Here is a 20,732-nt window from a genome sequence, read left to right as displayed (position 1 = left end):
ATTGTCAATTGAGAAGAAGAATTATTGATGCAATAAAGTCCAGTCTCGGCGCCGCGACCCATTGCCGCGGCGCCTGGCTGTCGGATGCTTCGCGGCAGGCCTTGGTGAGTCAGCTGCCCGACTAATTATTTGCCGCCGCTATCCGTTCCATGGGGGACAACTTGCAAGCCGAATTCAGGCAGGAAACCCCCATGACCGACGCGTTCGAACTCCCCAGCACCCTGGCTCATGCCCTCCAGCGCCGTGCCGCGCTGACGCCGGACCGGGTGGCCCTGCGCTTCCTTGCCGACACCCCTGGGCAGGGTGTGGTGTTGAGTTATCGCGACCTGGACCTGCGCGCCCGGACCATCGCCAGCGCCTTGCAGGCCGACGCGGCGCTGGGCGATCGCGTGGTGCTGCTGTTCCCCAGTGGCCCGGATTACGTCGCAGCGTTCTTTGGCTGTCTCTACGCCGGGGTGATTGCCGTGCCGGCCTATCCGCCGGAATCCACTCGTCGCCACCATCAAGAGCGACTGTTGTCGATCCTCAAGGACGCCGAACCGCGCCTGCTGCTCACCAGCAGCGACCTGCGCGAACCGCTGCAAGCCATCGAATCGGCGCCACCGGTAGTGTGCGTCGATACCCTCGACCCGGCCCGCGCCGGACAATGGCGGATGCCGATGCTGCAGGACGATGACATTGCCTTCCTGCAATACACCTCCGGTTCCACTGCATTGCCCAAGGGCGTGCAGGTCAGCCACGGCAACCTGGTGGCCAACGAATTGCTGATCCGCCATGGCTTCGGCATCGACCTGAACCCCGACGATGTGATCGTCAGTTGGCTGCCGCTGTACCACGACATGGGCCTGATTGGCGGCCTGTTGCAGCCAGTGTTCAGTGGCGTTCCCTGTGTATTGATGTCCCCGGCTTATTTCCTGGCCCGCCCCCTGCGTTGGCTCGAAGCGATCAGCGAATACGGCGGCACCATCAGCGGTGGTCCGGATTTCGCCTACCGGTTATGCAGCGAGCGGGTCAGTGATTCAGCCCTGCAGCGTCTCGACCTGAGCGGCTGGCGCGTGGCCTATTCCGGCTCCGAGCCGATTCGCCTCGACACCCTGGAACGATTTGCCGAGAAGTTCGCCCCGTGCGGCTTCACGCCAGATAATTTCATGGCCTCCTACGGCCTGGCCGAAGCGACCTTGTTCGTCGCCGGCACGCCACGCCACCATGGCATTCCTTCGCTGCGGGTGGTTGAGGCGGCACTGGCGCAAAACCGGGTCGAGCCGGGGCAGGGCAGCGCGGTGATGAGTTGTGGTGTCAGTCAGCCCGGGCACGCGGTGCTGGTCGTCGAGCCGGCGACGTTGCAGCCATTGGCCGACAATCAGGTCGGTGAAGTCTGGGCCGCCGGGCCGAGCATCGCCCTGGGCTATTGGCGCAACCCTGAAGCCAGCGCCAAGACCTTTGTCCAGCACGACGGCCGGACCTGGCTGCGCACCGGTGACCTGGGATTCCTGCGCGGCGGTGAACTGTTCATCACCGGGCGCCTGAAAGACTTGCTGATCGTGCGCGGGCACAACCTTTATCCCCAGGACATCGAGCAAACCATCGAGCGTGAAGTGGAGGTGGTGCGCAAGGGCCGGGTGGCGGCGTTCTCGGTCAACGACGGGGGGGAGGAAGGCATCGGCATCGCCGCGGAAATCAGCCGCAGCGTGCAGAAAATCCTGCCGCCGGAAGCCCTGATCAAGCTCATTCGCCAGGCGGTGGCCGAGGCCTGCCAGCAAGCCCCAAGCGTGGTTGTGCTGCTCAATCCCGGCGCGTTGCCCAAGACCTCCAGCGGCAAGTTGCAGCGCTCGGCCTGCCGCACCCGATTGGCCGACGGCAGCTTGGACAGTTATGCCCAGTTCCCCTCAGCCGAAGTAACCCCGTCAACCGAAGTCACCGTGGCGGATGAGTCCGCGCAGTCCTGCGAATTGCAAACCCTCATCGGCCAGGTCTGGCGAGAGCAGCTACAGGTCGAGCAAGTCCAGGCTGATGATCATTTTTTCCTGCTGGGTGGCAACTCCATCGCTGCCACCCAGGTGATTGCGCGATTGAGTGAAACCCTCGGACTGGCGCTCAACCTGCGCCTGCTGTTCGAAGCCCCGACCCTGGCCGCGTTCGCGGCAGCGGTGGCGAACCAGCAGCAGGGCGGCGGCCAGGCCCGGGGCGCCATCAGCGCGTTGCCGCGCCACGCGCCACTGCCGCAATCCCTGGCGCAGAACCGTTTATGGATCACCTGGCAGCTCGACCCGACGAGCCGCGCCTACAACATTCCCGGTGGCTTGCACCTGCGCGGCGAGTTGGACGAAGACGCCTTGCGCGCCAGCTTCCAGCGACTGATCGAGCGTCATGAATCCCTGCGCACACGGTTCCTGGAGCGCGATGGCGTGGCCCTGCAACAAGTCGATCCGGCCGGCGAGTTCGAGCTGCATGTCATCGACCTTGGCGACCTGCCTGCCGACTCGCGCGCAGCCCGGGCGCGACAGGTTCGAGAAGACGAGGCGGCCACGCGGTTCGATCTGGAGAAGGGACCGCTGCTGCGGGTCACCCTGCTGCGCCTCGACGAGGATGACCATCAACTGCTGGTGACGCTGCATCACATCATCGCCGATGGCTGGTCGATGAATGTGTTGATCGAAGAGTTCTCCCGCTTGTACGCCGCCGCTTCCCAAGGGCAGGTCGCCGAGCTGGCGCCATTGCCCTTGCAGTACGCCGACTACGGCAGTTGGCAACGCCAGTGGCTGGCCGAGGGCGAGGCCGAGCGTCAACTGAGCTATTGGAAGCAGCAACTGGGCGCTGAACATTCGGCCCTGATGTTGGGCACCGATCATCCACGCAGCGCTCAACGCCAACGCAGCGCCGCGCGGCACAGTTTGCGCCTGGACAAGGACCTCGGCGAGGCCCTGCGCCAAGTGGCCCAGGCCCATGACGCGACGCCGTTCATGCTGTTGCTGGCCGCCTTCCAGGCGCTGTTGCAGCGTTACACCGAGCAATCCGACTTGCGCATCGGTGTGCCCAACGCCAACCGTCCGCGCCTGGAAACCCAGGGGCTGATCGGCTTCTTCATCAACACCCAGGTCCTGCGTGGGCAGGTCGATTCCCGGCAATCGTTCGCCGCGCTGCTGGCCCAGGCCCGGGAAGCCACGCTGGGTGCCCAGGCTCACCAGGACCTGCCGTTCGAACAACTGCTCGAAGCGTTTCCCGAGGCGCGCGAGCACGGCTTGTTCCAAGTGATGTTCAACCACCAGCAACGTGACCTGAGCGCCTTGCGACGCCTGCCGGGGCTGCTCGCCGAAGAGTTGCCGTGGCACAGCCGCGAAGCCAAGTTCGATCTGCAACTGCACAGCGAAGAAGATCGCAACGGTCGCTTGACCCTGTCGTTCGACTACGCCGACGAATTGTTCGAGGCGACGACCATCGCCCGCCTGGCGGAGCACTACTGCAACCTGTTGCGGGCGGTCTGTGCCGATCCGCAGCAAGCCATTGGCGACGTGCCGCTGTTGACCGCCGATGAGCACCGCCAACAGCAGCAATGGAGCGCGGCCCCGTGCGCGCCGGCCAGTCAATGGCTGCCGGAGCTGCTGAACGAGCAGGCCCGCTGCACGCCGCAACGGATCGCGTTGCGCTGGGACGGCGGTCAACTCGATTATGCCGAGCTGCACGCCCAGGCCAATCGCTTGGCCCATTACCTGCGGGACAAGGGCGTTGGCCCGGATGTCTGCGTGGCGATTGCCGCCGAGCGTTCGCCGCAGTTGCTCATCGGTGTGTTGGCCATCATCAAGGCCGGCGGCGCCTATGTGCCGCTGGATGCGGACTACCCGGCCGACCGCCTGGCCTACATGCTCCACGACAGTGGCGTCGATCTGCTGCTGACTCAAACCGCGCTGCTCGAACGTTTGCCGGCGTGCGACGGCGTCAGTGTCATCGCCATGGACGCCCTGCACTTGGAGCAATGGCCAAGCAATCCGCCGGGCCTGCACCTGCACGGCGATCACCTGGCCTACGTGATCTACACCTCCGGTTCCACCGGCCAGCCCAAAGGCGTCGGCAACACCCACGCGGCCCTGGCCGAGCGCCTGCAATGGATGCAAGCGAACTACGGGCTGGACGCCAGCGATGTGCTGATGCAAAAGGCCCCCATCAGTTTCGACGTGTCGGTCTGGGAATGCTTCTGGCCGCTGATCACTGGCAGCCAACTGGTGCTGGCCGGCCCCGGCGAACACCGTGACCCGCACCGCATCGCCCAGTTGGTGCAGCAGTTTGGCGTCACCACGCTGCACTTCGTGCCGCCGTTGCTCAGCCTGTTCATCGATGAACCCCTGAGTGGCCAATGCGCTAGCCTGCGCCGGCTGTTTTCCGGTGGCGAAGCCTTGTCGGCCGAGTTGCGCAACCGGGTGTTGGCGCAACTGCCGTCGGTGCAGTTGCACAACCGCTACGGCCCGACCGAAACCGCGATCAACGTCACCCATTGGCAGTGCACCGAAGCCGATGGCGAGCGCTCGCCCATCGGCCGTCCCTTGGGCAACGTCCTGTGCCGGGTGCTCGACAGCAACCTCAATCCGGTGCCGGCCGGTGTCCCGGGCGAGCTGTGCATCGGCGGCCTGGGCCTGGCCCGGGGTTACCTCGGACGTCCGGGCCTGAGCGCCGAGCGTTTCGTCGCCGACCCCTTGGGCCCGGCCGGGGCGCGGTTGTACCGGACTGGCGACCGCGCCCGTTGGAGCGCCGACGGTGTGATCGAATACCTCGGCCGCCTCGACCAGCAGGTCAAGCTGCGCGGCTTCCGGGTCGAGCCGCAGGAAATCGAAGCGTGCCTGCTGGCCCAGGACGGCGTCGCCCAAGTGGCGGTGCTGGTGCGCGACACCTCGGCCGGCCCGCAACTGATCGGCTATTACACCGCGCCGGATGTCGCTCAAGGTCAGGACGAGTTGAATAGTCGACTCAAGGCCGCCCTGGCCGCCGAGCTGCCGGACTACATGGTGCCGGCCCAACTGCTGCGCCTGGACACCATGCCCTTGAGCCCGAGCGGCAAGCTCGACCGTCGCGCCTTGCCCGAACCGCACTGGCAGGTGCGCGAGCACGTCGAGCCGGTCAGCGCCCTCGAACAGCAAATCGCCGGCATCTGGCGCGATGTGCTGGGACTGGCGCGTATCGGCCTGCGGGACGATTTCTTTGCCCTCGGCGGCCATTCGCTGCTGGCGACCCAGATCATTTCCCGCACTCGCCAGGCCTGTGACGTGGAACTGCCGTTGCGGGCGCTGTTCGAGGCCAGTGAATTGGGAGCCTTCGCCGAACAGGTGCGCTTGATCCAGGCCAGCGGCCAGACCAACCGCCAGCCAGCCATCGAGCAGGTCGACCGCAGTCAACCGGTGCCGCTGTCGTATTCCCAGCAGCGCATGTGGTTCCTCTGGCAAATGGAGCCGGACAGCCCGGCCTACAACGTCGGCGGCATGGCGCGCTTGCGCGGGGTACTGGATGTCGGGCGCTTCGAGGCGGCCTTGCAGGCATTGATCCTGCGTCACGAAACCCTGCGCACCACGTTCCCGAGCGTCGACGGCGTGGCCCGCCAACAGGTGCACAACGAGACGGGCCTGCGCATGGACTGGAAGGACTTCTCGACACTGGCCGCCGACACGCGCCAGCAGCGGGTGCAGCAACTGGCGGACAGCGAGGCCCACCAGCCATTCGACCTGGAAACCGGGCCGCTGCTACGGGCCTGCCTGGTCAAGACCGCCGAGCATGAACATTACTTTGTCCTGACGCTGCACCACATCGTCACCGAAGGCTGGGCGATGGACATTTTCGCCCGGGAACTGAGCGCGTTGTACGAAGCCTTTGTCGACGACCGCGAGTCGCCGCTCGAGCCCTTGCCGGTGCAATACCTGGACTACAGCGTCTGGCAGCGCCAGTGGCTGGAGTCCGGCGAGCGTCAGCGGCAGCTGGATTACTGGACCGCGCAACTGGGCCGCGAACACCCGCTGCTGGAACTGCCCGGCGACCGCCCGCGTCCGTCCGTGCAGAGTCATCGCGGCGAATTGTTCCGTTTCGATCTGAGCGATGAACTGGCGGCGCGGGTCCGCGCCTTCAATGCGCAACAGGGCCTGACCCTGTTCATGACCATGACCGCCGCCCTGGCGGTGCTGCTTTACCGCTACAGCGGGCAGACCGACCTGCGCATCGGCGCGCCGGTGGCCAACCGTATCCGTCCGGAAAGCGAAGGGCTGATCGGTGCGTTCCTCAATACCCAAGTGCTGCGTTGCCAACTCGACGGGCAAATGTCGGTGGGCGAGTTGTTCGAACAGGTCCGCCATACCGTCATCGAAGGCCAGTCCCATCAGGACTTGCCGTTCGATCATCTGGTGGAAGCCCTGCAACCACCGCGCAGTGCGGCCTACAACCCGCTGTTCCAAGTGATGTGCAACGTGCAGCGCTGGGAGTTCCAACAGAGCCGCACGCTGGCCGGCATGAGCGTCGAATACCTGGTCAACGACGCCCGGGCCACCAAGTTCGACCTCAACCTGGAAGTCACGGATCTGGACCAGCGCCTGGGTTGCTGCCTGACCTACAGCACCGACCTGTTCGACGAGCCGCGCATCGCGCGCATGGCCGGGCACTGGCGTAACCTGCTGGAAGCGTTGCTGGTCGATCCGGCCCGCCGGTTGAGCGAGCTGCCGTTGCTGGAGGCTGGCGAGCAGCAACAATTGCTCGACAGCCTGGGCGTCGAGCCCGGTGAGCATCGCCTCGACCAATGCATCCACGGACTGTTCGACGAACAGGCCCGGGCGCGTCCCGATGCGCCGGCCCTGACCTTCGCCGGGCAGACCCTGACGTATGCGCAACTGGACAGCCGCGCCAATCGCCTGGCCTGGCACTTGCGCGAGCGAGGCGTCGGACCACAGGTGCGGGTCGGCCTGGCCCTGGAGCGTTCGCTGGAAATGGTCGTCGGCCTGCTGGCGATCCTCAAGGCCGGCGGTGCCTACGTGCCGCTGGATCCGGAATACCCGCTGGATCGCCTGCACTACATGGTCGAAGACAGCGGCATCAGCCTGTTGCTCAGCGATCGGGCTATGCTCCAGGCCCTGGGTGCTTTGCCCGAGGGCGTGGGCTGCTGGTGCCTGGAAGACGACTCGGCGGCCTTGGCCCACTACCCGGACCACCCGCTACCGTTGATCAACCTGCCGCAACACCAGGCGTACCTGATCTACACCTCCGGCTCCACCGGCAAGCCCAAGGGCGTGGTGGTGTCCCACGGTGAAATCGCCATGCATTGCCAGGCGGTGATCCAGCGCTTTGGCATGCGCCCGGACGATTGCGAGCTGCATTTCTATTCCATCAACTTCGACGCCGCCACCGAACGCCTGTTGGTGCCGTTGCTCAGTGGTGCCCAAGTAGTGCTGCGTGCCCAAGGCCAGTGGGACGCCGAGGAGATCTGCGAGCTGATTCGCCAGCATCGCATCAACATTCTCGGCTTCACCCCCAGCTATGGCAGTCAGTTGGCGCAGTGGTTGGCGACCCAAGGGCAGACCTTGCCGGTGCGCATGTGCATCACCGGCGGCGAAGCCCTGACCGGCGAGCATTTGCAGCGCATTCGCGCAGCGTTCAGCCCGAGCCTGTTCTTCAACGCCTACGGTCCGACCGAAACCGTGGTCATGCCGCTGGCGAGCCTGGCCCCCGAGCAATTGGAGGAGGGCGCGGCCAGTGTGCCGATTGGCAGCGTGATCGGTGCCCGGGTGGCCTACATCCTCGACGCTGACCTGGCGTTGGTGCCGCCAGGTGCCACGGGTGAGTTGTACGTCGGCGGTGCTGGCCTGGCCCAGGGTTATCACCAGCGTCCGGGCATGACCGCCGAGCGTTTCGTCGCCGACCCGTTCGCCTCCGAAGGCGGACGCTTGTATCGCACCGGCGACCTGGTGCGCCAGCGTGCCGACGGTCTGGTGGAGTATTTGGGACGGATCGACCATCAGGTGAAAATCCGTGGTTTCCGCATCGAGCTGGGGGAAATCGAAACCCGCCTGCTGGAACATGAGACGGTGCGCGAGGCCGTGGTCCTGGCTCTCGACCTGCCGGGCGGCAAGCAACTGGCCGGCTACCTGGTGAGCGACATCGCCAGCCAGGACGGCGAGCAACAAGCGACCCTGCGCGACGCCTTGAAGAACCATCTCAAGGCCCAACTGCCGGACTACATGGTGCCCACGCACCTGATCCTGCTGGCGAGCATGCCGCTGACCGCCAACGGCAAGCTCGACCGCCGCGCCTTGCCGCTGCCCGATCCTGAACTCAATCGCCAACACTACGTGGCGCCGAGCAATGCCCTGGAGCAGACCCTGGCGGCGATCTGGTGCGACGTGCTGAACGTGACGCAGGTGGGCCTCAACGATAACTTCTTCGAACTGGGCGGCGATTCGATCCTGTCGATCCAGGTGGTCAGCCGCGCCCGGCAGCAGGGCATTCATTTCACGCCCCGGGACTTGTTCCAGCACCAGACCGTACAGACCCTGGCCGCCGTCGCCACGCGCAGCCAGCAGGTGCACGCCGAACAGGGCCTGGTGCAGGGTGAGTCCGGGTTGACGCCGATCCAGCATTGGTTCTTCGACCGCCCGATGCCCAACCGGCATCACTGGAACCAGGCGTTGCTGCTGGAACCGACCACGGCCCTGGACCCGCAACCGCTGGAACAGGCCCTGCACGCGATCTTCCAGCACCACGATGCCTTGCGCCTGGTCTTCGGCGAAACCGCCGGGCACTGGCGCGCCGAGCACCAGCCGCTGTCTGACGCCGTGCTGTTGCAGCAGGTATCCGTGGACACCGCGCAAGCGTGCGAAGCGTTGTTTGCCCAGGCGCAGAGCCGTTTCAATCTAGCCACCGGGCCGTTGCTGCATGCCGTGTTGGCGCAAACGCCGGATGGCCGGCAACGGTTGCTGATCGTCATCCATCACCTGGTGGTGGACGGTGTGTCGTGGCGGGTGCTGATGGACGACCTGCAAACCGTCTACCGCCAGCTCGTCGCCGGGCAAGAGGCGCAATTGCCGGCCAAGACCAGCCCGTTGCGTGACTGGACTGCGCGTTTGCAGGCTTACGCCGGCAGCGAATCCCTGCGCGAAGAACTCGGTTGGTGGCAAGCGCAGTTGAGCGGTGCGCACGTCGCGCTGCCGTGCACGAACCCCGAGGGTGGAGGCCAGGAGCGTCACGGGCAAACCGTCAGCGTGCGCCTGGACGCCGAGCGCACCCGGCAGCTGCTGCAACAGGCGCCGAGCGCCTACCGCACCCAGGTCAATGACCTGCTGCTCACGGCGCTGGCTCGAGTGTTGTGCCGATGGAGCGGCCATGATTCGGCCCTGGTCCAGCTCGAAGGCCACGGCCGCGAAGCGCTGTTCGACGACCTCGACCTGACCCGCACCGTGGGTTGGCTCACCAGCGTCTACCCCGTGCGCCTGACTCCCGCGAGCGAAAGCGTCAGCGGCTCGATCAAGGCTATCAAGGAGCAGCTGCGCGCGGTGCCCCACAAGGGCCTCGGTTATGGTGTGCTGCGCTACCTGGCGGACGCGGCGACTCGCGAGGCGATGGCCGGCCTGTCGCACGCGGCGATCACCTTCAACTACCTGGGCCAGCTCGACCAGACCTTGGGCCAGGAGGCGCTGTTCCAGCCGCTGGATGCGCCGCTGGGAGCGATCCATGATCCCGCCGCGCCGCTGCCCAATGAGCTGAGCGTCGACAGCCAGGTCAGCGGCGGCGAGCTGGTGTTGCGTTGGACCTTCAGTGCCGAACGTCATGAGCCCGAGACCATTGCCACGCTGGCCGAGGCCTACCTCGATGAGTTGCAACGCCTGATCGAACACTGCCTGACGGACGAGGCGGGCGGCCTGACGCCTTCGGACTTCCCCCTGGCGAAGCTGACCCAGGGCCAGCTCGATAGCCTGCCTGTGCCGGCCGCGCAGATCGAAGATGTCTATCCGCTGACGCCCATGCAGGAAGGCATGCTGCTGCATACCTTGCTGGAGCCGGGCACTGGCCTGTACTACATGCAGGATCGCTACCGCATCGACAGCGAACTGGACCCGCAGCGTTTCGCCCAGGCCTGGCAGGCGGTCATCGCTCGCCACGAAGCCTTGCGCGCCTCGTTCTGCTGGAACGTTGGCGAAGACATGCTGCAAATCATCCACAAGCCCGGCCGCACGCCAGTGGACTATCTCGACTGGACCGAGGTGGCCGAAGACGCCCAGGAAGCCAAGCTCCAGGCCCTGCTCAAGGATGAGCGCGAGGCCGGTTTCGATCTGTTGAACCAGGCCCCGTTCCACTTGCGGCTGATCCGGGTCGGCGCGGCACGCTACTGGTTCATGATGAGCAATCACCACATCCTCATCGATGCCTGGTGCCGTTCGCTGCTGATGGACGACTTCTTCGAGGTCTACACCGCCCTGGGTGAACAACGCGAACCGCAGTTGGCCGTGCCGCCGCGCTATCGCGACTACATCGGCTGGCTGCAGCACCAGAGCCTGGACGAAGCCCGGCAGTGGTGGAAGGACAACCTGCAAGGTTTCGAGCGGACCACGCCGATCCCTGGCGACCGGCCGTTCCTGCGCGAGCACGCCGGTGACAGCGGCGGCATGATCGTCGGCGACTGCTACACCCGCCTCGACGTTCGGGACGGTGCGCGGCTGCGGGAGCTGGCCCAGGCCCATCAACTGACGGTCAACACCTTCGCCCAGGCGGCATGGGCCCTGGTACTGCGCCGGGTCAGCGGCGACCGCGACGTGTTGTTCGGGGTCACCGTGGCCGGGCGCCCGGTGGAGCTGCCGCAGATGCAACGCACCGTGGGACTGTTCATCAACAGCATCGCCTTGCGCGTGCAGATGCCCGAGGTTCATCAGCGCAGCAGCGTGCGCCAGTGGCTCAGCGATCTGCTGGACCGCAACATGCAACTGCGCGAGTACGAATACTTGCCGTTGGTGAGCATCCAGGAAGTCAGCGAACTGCCCAAGGGCCAGCCATTGTTCGACAGCTTGTTCGTGTTCGAGAACGCGCCGGTGGAGGTTTCGGTGCTGGACCGCGCCCAAAGCCTCAACGCCACTTCAGACTCGGGTCGTACCCACACCAATTTCCCGCTGACGGCGGTCTGCTACCCGGGAGACGACCTGGGGCTGCACCTTTCGTACGACCAGCGCTACTTCGATGAAAGCACCGTCCAAGGCCTGCTGGGCGAGTTCAAGCGGCTGCTGCTGGCGCTGATGGAGGGCTTGCACGGCGATATGAGCGAGCTGCCGCTGATCGGTGCCGAAGAACAGGCTTTCCTGATCGAAGGCTGCAACCAGAGCGAGCATGCTTATCCGCTGGAGCAGAGCTACGTCGAGTTGTTCGAGGCGCGGGTCGCGGCCCATCCGCAACGCCCGGCGGTCAGTTGCCCGGACGCGACCTACAGCTACGCCGAGTTGAATGCCCGCAGCAACCGCCTCGGTCACGCCCTGATTGCGGCCGGTGTCGGCCTGGATCAACCGGTGGCGCTGCTGGCCGAACGAGATGCCGAGTTGCTGGGCATGATCATCGGCAGCTTCAAGGCCGGTGCCGGTTACCTGCCGCTGGATCCCGGCCTGCCAAGCCAGCGCCTGAGCCGCATCATCGAATTGAGCCGCACGCCGTTGCTGGTCTGCACCCAGGCCTGCCAGGCCCAGGCACTGGCCTTGTTGGATGAGTTCGCCTGCTCCGGGCGGCCGAAGCTGCTGGTGTGGGAAAGCGTCCAGGCCGGCGACTTTTCCCCGCAAAACCCTGGCGTCTACAGCGGGCCGGACAACCTCGCCTACGTGATCTACACCTCCGGCTCCACCGGCCTGCCCAAAGGCGTGATGGTGGAGCAACGGGGCATGCTCAACAACCAACTGAGCAAAGTGCCGTACCTGGCGCTGAGCGAGGCGGATGTGATCGCCCAGACGGCTTCCCAGAGCTTCGATATTTCGGTCTGGCAGTTCCTTGCCGCGCCGTTGTTCGGCGCCCGGGTCGACGTAGTGCCCAACGCCATCGCCCACGATCCGCAAGGGCTGCTAGGGCATGTGCAACAGCAGGGCATTACCGTGCTGGAAAGCGTGCCGTCGCTGATCCAGGGCATGCTCGCCCAGGAACGCATCAGTCTGGACGGCCTGCGCTGGATGCTGCCCACCGGCGAAGCGATGCCGCCGGAACTGGCTCACCAGTGGTTGTTGCGCTACCCGGACATCGGCCTTGTCAACGCCTACGGCCCGGCGGAATGCTCCGACGACGTAGCGTTCTTCCGCGTCGATCAGGCGTCGACCCGCGGCACTTACTTGCCGATTGGCACGCCCACCTACAACAACCGTTTGTATTTGCTCGACGGCGCGCTGGACCTGGTGCCGCTGGGCGCGGTGGGCGAGTTGTGCGTGGCGGGCACCGGGGTCGGGCGTGGTTATGTCAGCGATCCGTTGCGCACTGCCCCGGTGTTCGTGCCGAACCCGTTCGGGGCGCCGGGGGAACGGCTGTACCGCACCGGCGACTTGGCGCGGCGGCGCAGCGACGGGGTCTTGGAATACGTCGGGCGCATCGACCATCAGGTGAAGATCCGCGGCTACCGCATCGAGCTGGGGGAAATCGAGGCTCGGTTGCATGAACAGCCGGAAGTGCGCGATGGCGCGGTGGGCGTGCAGGATGGGGCCAATGGCAAACATCTGGTGGGCTACCTCGTGGCCACCGACTCGGCGCTGAAACCCGCCGAACGCCTGGAGCGTATCAAGCAGCGCCTGCGGACCGAACTGCCCGAATACATGGTGCCGCTGCACTGGCTGTGGCTCGACCGCCTGCCCCTCAACGCCAACGGCAAACTGGACCGCAAGGCCTTGCCTGCCCTGGAGATCGGCCAGTTGCACAGCCAGGACTACCGGGCCCCCGGCAATGAGCTGGAACAGACCCTGGCCGACATCTGGGCCCAGGTGCTGAAAGTCGAGCGGGTAGGGGTGAAGGACAACTTCTTCGAACTGGGCGGCCATTCCTTGCTGGCGACGCAAATCGCCTCACGGGTGCAAAAGGCCCTGCAACGCAATGTGCCACTGCGGGCAATGTTCGAGTGCAGCACGGTGCAGGAACTGGCCGAGTACATCGACGGGCTGGCGGCCAGTGAGATGACCGAGGAGAAGGTGGATCGGTTGAATGACCTGATGGCGGAGTTGGAAGGCATGTAGTTTTGCGCTGTCTTTGATGTCCTCATCGCGAGCAAGCTCGCTCCCACATGGGATTTGCGTCGATCACAAAACCCTGTGGGAGCGAGCTTGCTCGCGATGGCGGTGGCACAAACAGCAAAAAACCCAAGGTTGACGCCTCGCGCCTGGCGGCTCAGTCTCCCCAGGGCTTTTTTCCAGACTCAAACAAGGAGGTCACCGATGCCCTTTGCAATGATCGACGGACAACCGCTCCATTATCTGGACCAGGGCCAAGGCCCGGTGGTGCTGCTGGGCAGCAGCTATCTGTGGGATCACAGCATGTGGGCGCCGCAGATCGAGGTGTTGTCCCGGCATTACCGGGTCATCGCATTGGACTTGTGGGGCCACGGCCAGTCCGGACGCTTGCCAGAAGGCATGTCTTCCCTGGACGACCTGGCCCGCCAGACGCTGGCATTGATGGATAACCTAAATATTGACTGCTTCAACCTGGTCGGGCTTTCAGTGGGCGGGATGTGGGGCGCGCGGCTGGCACTGGCGGCGCCCGGGCGCGTGCAGTCGCTGGTATTGATGGACACCTACGTCGGTGTCGAGCCTGAGCCGACCCGGCTTTACTACTTCTCGCTGTTCGACAAGATCGAAGCCAGCGGCAGTATCCCCGAGCCGTTGCTGGACATCATCGTGCCGATCTTCTTCCGGCCGGGTATCGATCCGCAGTCGGCGCTCTACCAGCAGTTCCGCGCCACCTTGGCCGCGTTGCCGACCGAGCGCCTGCGCGACAGCATCGTGCCGCTGGGGCGGATCATTTTTGGCCGGGACGACATCCTGCCGCGCCTGCATGAACTGGACGCCAAGCGCACGCTGGTGATGTGCGGCGACCAGGACAAGCCGCGTCCACCGTCCGAGGCGTTGGAAATGGCCGAGCTGATTGGTTGCTCTCATGTGCTGATTCCCGAGGCTGGACATATTTCCAACCTGGAGAATCCGGAATTCGTGACAGAGGCGTTGCTGGAGTTCCTGCGTCGCTGAACTATCCCCATCGCGAGCAGGCTTGCTCCCTCAGGGATTTCGTAACCAATGCCAATCTACTGTGGGAGCGAGCTTGCTCGCGATTGCGGTGTGTCTGTCATATCAATGCTGACTGATCTGCCTCTATCGCGAGCAAGCTCGCTCCCACAAGGGGTCTGCAGTGAGGCTCGTCACTTCGGCCCGAGAATCTTCACCAGCTTGTCCGGCGACGGCGCGCCTTGCTGCTGTTGCAGGTCGCCTTTTTCATCCAGGTAGAAAATCGCCGGGGTGGAAGACAGTTCCAGTTCGTCCATCAACTGCTGGTTGGCGTCCAGTTTGGCCTGGATGGCGGCTGGGATGTCCTTGAGCGGTTTGAGCGGACTGCCCTTGCCGGCCTTTTCATGCTCGGCCAGGGTTTTTTCCGGGTCCTTGGCGGCCAGCAAGGCAGCGGATTTACCCGGGCTGTCTTCGCGAATGATGCCCACCATGATGTGGCGCAACTGCACCTTGCCAGCCTTGACCCAAGGCCGGGCCTGTTCCCAGAACATGTTGCAGTACGGGCAGTTCGGATCGCTGAACAGATACACCGTGCGCGGTGCGTCCTTGTTGCCGTCGGCGATCCAGTTGCTGGCTTCCATTTTTGCCCAGATTTCCTTGGCCATCGGGGCGTAGACCAGTTTTTGCAGCGGTTCGGCGCTCAAGTCCTTGCCGTCGGCGTCGTACAGGTTGCCCAGCAGAACGTGTTTGCCGTCCGGCGTCAGGTACAGCGCCATCCCGCGGTTCTGGTATTGCGCCGCGTAGCCGCGCAGGCCGTCCGGTGCTTCGAAGGTGCCGACGATCTTCGCGCCCTTGGCTTCGATCTTCTTGATGGCCGCTGGCAAGTCTTCGGCGTGAAGCAGCGGTGCCTGCAGCAACGCGCCGGCGAAAGCCAGGGTCAGCAGGTGGCGGAGGCGGGGCATGGCAGTTTCCTTGTAGGGAGTGGGTTCGCCGAGGTCGGATCCGGCGTTTCGAAGTTTTCCAGGGCGCGGGCCAGGCTCGCTTCCGACAGTTCACCCAAGTGACTGCCGAGCAGGCGGCCGTCGGCGCCGTAGAACAGCGTCGTCGGCAAGGCCATTGACCCGACGGCCTGGGCGAGACGGCCACTGCCATCGAACAGCACATTGTGCAGGCTCAGGCCCTGGGTGGCGAGGTAGGTACTGACGCTGTGCATGCCTTCGGCCTGGTTGACGAACAGGAATGTCAGGTCCGGGCGTTCCTGTTGGGCGGCTTCCAGCACCGGCATCTCGCGCCGGCAGGGCGGGCACCAGGTGGCCCAGAGATTGACCACCAGAGGCCCACCCTGATAGTCGGTGAGTTTGACCGTCTGGCCGTCGGCGTTGCGTAGCTCGATCTCCGGCAGCCGCGTGCCCTGGTCATAGATGGTCAACGACATCGTCGCCACCAGCCAGAACAGCAGGCCGCTGCCGACACCAAAGCCCAATGGCCGACGCAGGGCTGGTCGGCGCCGCGCCCAAAGCAGCGCCGCGGCCAGCAGCACCAGGATCCCCGGCCATGCAAGGAAACCGCCATCGCGCAGATCGATGATTTGCCACAGGTCGTCCCGATAGTGGCTCCAGTAGGCCACGACAAAACCTGTCCGCGCGGCGAGCAGCCCGAGGAGAAACAGCGCGAATAGCACCGATTCGGGGTTCTCGCCACCGCGCTTGGCTACTCGCCAGCCGATGAACGTCGCCAATGCCAACGCGCTGATCAACAGGAGGTGATGGATAGCGATGGCGAAGGTGCCCAGGGTAAAGGTCAGCATCAGCCTGCGTCCCGGGTCAGGTTCCAACGTTCCAGGAAACCTTTGGCATCGATCTCGCCCGTGATGCGCTGGCCGCGGCGTTCCTCTCCGTCGGCTCCGATCCACAGCAGGCTTGGCGGGCCCGGCACCTGATAGCGCTGGAGCAGCGCTCGGCTGGCGGCGTTGTCGGCAGTGACATCAAGGCGCAGCAGGCGTACGTCTTTAAGCGCGGTCATGACTTCGGCGCGGCCAAACACCTGTTTCTCGATGATTTTGCACGACACGCACCAATCGGCGTAGTAGTCCAGCAGTACCCATTGGCCTTGGGCCTTGGCGCTGTCCAGTTCCCGTTGCAGGGCGGCGGGCTCGCTGACGGTGATGAAGGCGTCGTGGGCGTCGGCAGTCGCATTGCCCCGGGCACCGCTGTAGACCTCCAGCGGCTTGAACAGGTCGTCGCTGCCTCCCGCCGCCCCGACCACCAGCAGGCTGCCCCACAACCCGAACAGCAGCGATACGCTGCCCCACAGATAGGGCGCGCGCCCGAACCCTTGGGTCTGGCGCCAGGCGCAATAGGCGGCTATCACCAGCAGCGCGCCCCAGAGTCCGATCCACAGTGAGCCATCGATGACCGGACGGATCATGAGCAACGCGGTACCCAGGAACAAGAAGCCGAACACGCCCTTGAGCAGGTTCATCCAGGCACCGGGCTTGGGCAGGAAACGGTTGCCGACGGTCACCAGCAACAGCAGTGGCAGGCCCATGCCGACGCCCATGGTGAACAGGATCAGGCCACCGTGTAGCGCATTGCCGCTCTGGGCGATATACAACAGCGCGCCGGCCAGTGGCGCGGTCATGCAAGGCCCCACCAACAGGCCGGACAGCGCCCCGAGAACGCCAGCGCCCACCAGGCTGCCACCGCGGCGCTGACGGCCGGCGTTTTCCAAGCGGTCACGCAGGGCGGCCGGGAGTTGCAGTTCGAAGAAGCCAAACATCGGCAGGGCCAATACAACGAAGATTGCCGCGAAGGTACCCAGCAACCACGGCTGCTGCAGCAAGGCCTGCAGATTCGCCCCCAGCAGCGCGGCGAGCACGCCCATGGCGGCGTACACCAGCGCCATGCTGAGCACGTAGCTGCCGGCCAATGCCAGGCCGCGCCGAGGGCCGGCGCCGCTGCCCACCACCAATCCCGCCAGGATCGGCAGCATCGGCAGCGAGCAAGGCGTAAACGCCAACAACAGCCCAAGGCCAAAAAACACCAGCAGGCTCCAGCCCAACGCGCGCTGTTGCAAGCCGCTGGCCAGCGCCTGATCCTGCGCCTCGCCAGTGTTTGCCAGCGACGGGCTGCCGCCCAGGTCTACCATTTGCGTCTGGGGCGGATAGCACAGGCCGGCGTCGGCGCAGCCCTGGAAACCGACCTTGATCTTGCCCGTGGCACCGGCGGGTATCTTCAGTTCCAGCGCCTGGCGATAGACTTGCTGGTCGCCGAAAAACTCGTCGCTGTGAGCCTCGCCCTCCGGCAGTTTCGGTTTCTGGGCCTCGCTGAGCCCATCGAACTTGAGGCGCTGCTGATACAGGTAGTAGCCGTCGGCGATCTGCCAGAACAGCTGTGTTTCACCGGAGTCCAGACGTTCGGAAGTCAACGCGAACGCCTTTTCCACCGGCAGGAAATCGGGTTTGGTTTCGAAGGGATTGGCGGCCTGGGCCAAGCCCGAGATCAGGAACAGCCACAACAAAAACAATCGACGCATGGATAAAAGCCTTAGAACGGAACAAGTGACGAGGACAATGGCGGCTGGCGATTAACCGTCGATTAACCCGGCGGCGACCGGCAGGCAGCAATGATCGCCCATGTTGGCCGGACTCGTCGCATAATGTCGGCTTAATCGGCCGGCGGCCTAATGTACCTTTTTCCACGGGGCTTACCATGCATGTACTGGTGTGCGAAGACGATGAGTTGATTGCCAGCGGGATCGTTGCCGGCCTCACGGCGCAGGGCCTGACGGTCGAGCACGTCGCCACCGCATCGGCGGCGCGGGCGATGGTCGGCGTGGCGGAGTTCGATGTCATGGTGCTTGACCTGGGATTGCCCGATGAAGATGGTCTCAAGCTGCTCAAGCAATTGCGCCAGCAGGGGCTGGAGACGCCGGTGCTGATCCTCACCGCCCGCGACTCGGTGACCGACCGGGTCGACGGCTTGCAGGCCGGCGCCGACGACTATCTGCTCAAGCCCTTCGACCTGCGCGAACTTGCGGCGCGCCTGCACACGTTGCTGCGGCGCGTGGCGGGGCGCAGCGTCAACCTGATCGAGCACGGTCGCCTGACCTACGACCCCAGCAGTCGGGAAACCACCCTCGACGGCCAGCCGGTGGATCTGTCCCGGCGCGAGCAGTCGCTGTTGCAGGCACTGCTGCACAGTCGTGGCCGGGTGCTGTCCAGCGAGCAACTCAAGGACAGCGTCTACGGGTTTAACGACGAACTGGAAAGCAACGCCCTCAACGTCCATATCCATCACCTGCGGCGTAAATTGGGTAACGGTATTGTCGAGACCGTGCGCGGCCTGGGTTATCGCCTGGGGCCGGCCGAAGGCGGAGAGTCGTCCAAGTGATGAGCCTGCGACTGCGCCTGAGCCTGACCCTCGGCGCGGCCTTCGCCCTGATCTGGGCCCTGGCCGCGGCGTGGATGCTCAGCGACCTGCGCAACCAGATGATGTTTTCCCTCGATCAGCGCCTGGTGGCTTCGGCGCGGATGGTGGCGGGGTTGCTGGAGCAACTGCCGCCCTTGCCGACGAAGGGTGACGGCACGCATATCAGCGCCGAGCAACTGAGCATTCCCGGCGGCATGGCCTGTCAGGTCAGCTCCTTGCGCGGCGAGATCCTGGCCCGCAGCCACGGCACCCCGGAACAGGTCCTAGAAGCCGAGAAGATGGGCTTCCACGACCAGATGATCGATGGTACGCCGTGGCGCAGCTTCACCCTGGCCCAGGGCGACTTGCGCATCACCACCGCCGACCGCCAGATCGAACGCGAAGCCCTGAACATGTCGGTATTACTGGCCGCCTCGGTGCCGGTGGGGGTGGCGCTGCTCGGTTGCCTGTGCCTGTTGTGGCTGGGCATCGGCCAGGGCCTGGCACCGCTCAATCGCATGCGCGATGCGCTGATGCGGCGCAATGCCGATTCCCTGGAGCCCTTGCAGATCCATCCGCTGCCCAGCGAGTTGCAGCCGTTGCTGGAAACCCAGAACCAATTGTTCCAGCGCATCGGCAAGGCCATCGAGCGCGAGCGACGACTGACCGGCGACGCCGCTCACGAACTGCGCAGCCCATTGACCGCCATCAAGACGCACCTGCAAGTGGCGCGCATGACCGAAGGGGTTGCCCGCGACCAGTCCCTGGCCCGGGCCGAAGAGGGCGCCGACCGCTTGCACCGCACCCTTGAACAGTTGTTGTTGCTGGCGCGGGTCGAAGGCAGCCTGTCATTCGACGATGGCGTGCACTGCAACGCCGAGCAGGTCGCGCGGTTGGCGATCCAGGACTCTGCCGGCAGTGAGTCCCGGCGCATCAAGCTACACCTGGCCCCAGGGCTGTCCGACGCACCCGTGCAGATGCCGGCGGTGCTCTCTATCGCCGCCCTGCGCAATCTGCTGGATAACGCCCTGCGCCATACCCCGGACGATACCGATGTGGAACTGAGCCTGGAAATGATCGGCCAGCGCGTGCGCTTCCAAGTCCGCGACCATGGCCCCGGCATCGCCGCCGACGACATCCAGCACCTGACCCAGCGCTTCTGGCGCAACGGCCAGAGCACCGGCTGCGGACTGGGGCTGGCGATCGTCCAGGCCATCGTCCAGCGTTGCGGCTGTGGCCTGCATTTCGACAGCCGCCCGGATGGGTTGCGGGTCGAATTGACGATGCCGGTGCAGGCAACCGTTGTTAAGTAGGTGATTGCGTGGCGAGGGAGCTTGCTCCCGCTGGACCGCGAAGCGGGCCTGGATCCACCGCCGCGGACCGCCAGACCCACCGCACTCTCTGACTTTGGGGCTGCTGCGCAGCCCAGCGGGAGCAAGCTCCCTCGCCACAGTGTTTCAGGCTGAGCCCCAAGCGTATTGGGAATACCTCGGCGTGGTTGTTGTACATCTGCTGTAACGACCTGGCATTGGCGCACTGGCGTTATCCAGGTCTATGTTTTTTTCAGCTCGACTCAAGGACTGAGGAAAACCGTGCCATGGATACCTTCATTGAAATCTGCACGGCCACGCCCAGCGATGCCGGCATCATCAGCCGGATCGCCGAGCGTTCCATCCGGGTCGGGTGTGCCGCTGAACACCGCAACGATCCCACTGTCGTGGCCGCCTGGGTGCGCCACAACACCCTCGCGCATATTCGCCCCTGGCTGATCGACCCACGGTTGCGCCTGACCCTGGCACGTTTGCAGGGTCGCCCGGCGGGTGTCGCCATGGCCACGGCCAGTGGCCGGATCGCCTTCTGCTACGTGCAACCAGAATCCTTCCGCCGGGGTGTCGGCCAGGCGCTGGTGGGAGACATCGAGACCTGGCTGCGCGGACGCGGGGTGGCCCGGGTGCGCCTCAATAGCACCCGTTCCAGCCAGGCCTTCTATCGACACCTGGGCTTCGAGCAAAGCGCCGAGGCCTTTGCCCTTGGCGGGGTCAAGGCCATCGCGATGCACAAGCCACTGATCGCGCCGACGGCGAAAGTGTTGTCCGAGAGTAAATCCCCCCGTGGCTGATGCGTTTCCACAACAGGAAACCTGCAT

At 65.0% G+C, this 20,732-nt stretch carries 8 protein-coding genes; 5 read left to right on the top strand and 3 right to left on the bottom strand.

Annotation, left to right across the window (positions count from 1 at the left end; translation table 11 throughout):
- The first annotated feature begins 191 nt into the window (after positions 1–191).
- Positions 192–13,196, top strand: a complete 13,005-nt coding sequence (locus ACIPQ1_RS25880; RefSeq protein WP_446535016.1) for a non-ribosomal peptide synthetase — start codon at positions 192–194, stop codon at positions 13,194–13,196.
- A gap of 198 nt (positions 13,197–13,394) precedes the next feature.
- A complete protein-coding gene (locus tag ACIPQ1_RS25875) occupies positions 13,395–14,201 on the top strand; it encodes an alpha/beta fold hydrolase (protein WP_446535015.1) in 807 nt (268 codons plus the stop codon).
- A 170-nt stretch (positions 14,202–14,371) separates the two neighbouring features.
- On the opposite strand, the gene dsbG is transcribed toward ACIPQ1_RS25875, so the two are convergent.
- Genes dsbG through dsbD form a run of 3 tightly spaced genes read right to left on the bottom strand, consistent with a single transcriptional unit; the run spans position 14,372 to position 17,711 of the window.
- Positions 14,372–15,139, bottom strand: a complete 768-nt coding sequence (gene dsbG, locus ACIPQ1_RS25870; protein ID WP_411386901.1) for a thiol:disulfide interchange protein DsbG — start codon at positions 15,137–15,139, stop codon at positions 14,372–14,374.
- On the bottom strand, positions 15,115–15,984 hold the full coding sequence (locus tag ACIPQ1_RS25865; RefSeq protein ID WP_411386902.1) for a TlpA family protein disulfide reductase: 870 nt from the start codon (positions 15,982–15,984) through the stop codon (positions 15,115–15,117). Before ACIPQ1_RS25865 ends, dsbG begins: the two co-directional genes overlap by 25 nt.
- Positions 15,984–17,711 (bottom strand): protein-disulfide reductase DsbD, encoded by a 1,728-nt coding sequence (gene dsbD, locus ACIPQ1_RS25860; RefSeq protein WP_411386903.1) that lies wholly within the window; start codon positions 17,709–17,711, stop codon positions 15,984–15,986. The genes ACIPQ1_RS25865 and dsbD overlap by 1 nt, the downstream gene beginning before the upstream one ends.
- Positions 17,712–17,887: 176 nt before the next feature.
- Here dsbD and ACIPQ1_RS25855 point away from each other — a divergent pair, with 176 nt between their 5' ends.
- The 3 genes from ACIPQ1_RS25855 to ACIPQ1_RS25845 all read left to right on the top strand — a co-directional run bounded on the left by ACIPQ1_RS25855 (position 17,888) and on the right by ACIPQ1_RS25845 (position 20,705).
- On the top strand, positions 17,888–18,568 hold the full coding sequence (locus tag ACIPQ1_RS25855; RefSeq protein WP_411386904.1) for a response regulator: 681 nt from the start codon (positions 17,888–17,890) through the stop codon (positions 18,566–18,568).
- Complete coding sequence (locus ACIPQ1_RS25850) at positions 18,565–19,899, top strand: ATP-binding protein (RefSeq protein WP_250962324.1); 1,335 nt, start codon at positions 18,565–18,567, stop codon at positions 19,897–19,899. The genes ACIPQ1_RS25855 and ACIPQ1_RS25850 overlap by 4 nt, the downstream gene beginning before the upstream one ends.
- A gap of 284 nt (positions 19,900–20,183) precedes the next feature.
- The gene (locus ACIPQ1_RS25845) at positions 20,184–20,705 is read left to right on the top strand and encodes a GNAT family N-acetyltransferase (RefSeq protein ID WP_250962323.1); all 522 of its coding nucleotides are present in this window, start codon (positions 20,184–20,186) and stop codon (positions 20,703–20,705) included.
- Positions 20,706–20,732: the final 27 nt, after the last annotated feature.

The organism is Pseudomonas sp. LARHCG127, assembly GCF_052871455.1.
Note: the sequence above shows the minus strand (reverse complement) of the source record. Positions and strands in the feature narration are given on the sequence as shown.

Excerpts from the sequence above, each read along its gene's own strand:
- ACIPQ1_RS25845 (WP_250962323.1), top strand. The coding sequence starts at position 20,184 with ATGGATACCTTCATTGAAATCTGCACGGCCACGCCCAGCGATGCCGGC.
- ACIPQ1_RS25875 (WP_446535015.1), top strand. The coding sequence starts at position 13,395 with ATGCCCTTTGCAATGATCGACGGACAACCGCTCCATTATCTGGACCAG.
- dsbG (WP_411386901.1), bottom strand. The coding sequence starts at position 15,139 with ATGCCCCGCCTCCGCCACCTGCTGACCCTGGCTTTCGCCGGCGCGTTG.
- ACIPQ1_RS25865 (WP_411386902.1), bottom strand. The coding sequence starts at position 15,984 with ATGCTGACCTTTACCCTGGGCACCTTCGCCATCGCTATCCATCACCTC.
- dsbD (WP_411386903.1), bottom strand. The coding sequence starts at position 17,711 with ATGCGTCGATTGTTTTTGTTGTGGCTGTTCCTGATCTCGGGCTTGGCC.
- ACIPQ1_RS25855 (WP_411386904.1), top strand. The coding sequence starts at position 17,888 with ATGCATGTACTGGTGTGCGAAGACGATGAGTTGATTGCCAGCGGGATC.
- ACIPQ1_RS25880 (WP_446535016.1), top strand. The coding sequence starts at position 192 with ATGACCGACGCGTTCGAACTCCCCAGCACCCTGGCTCATGCCCTCCAG.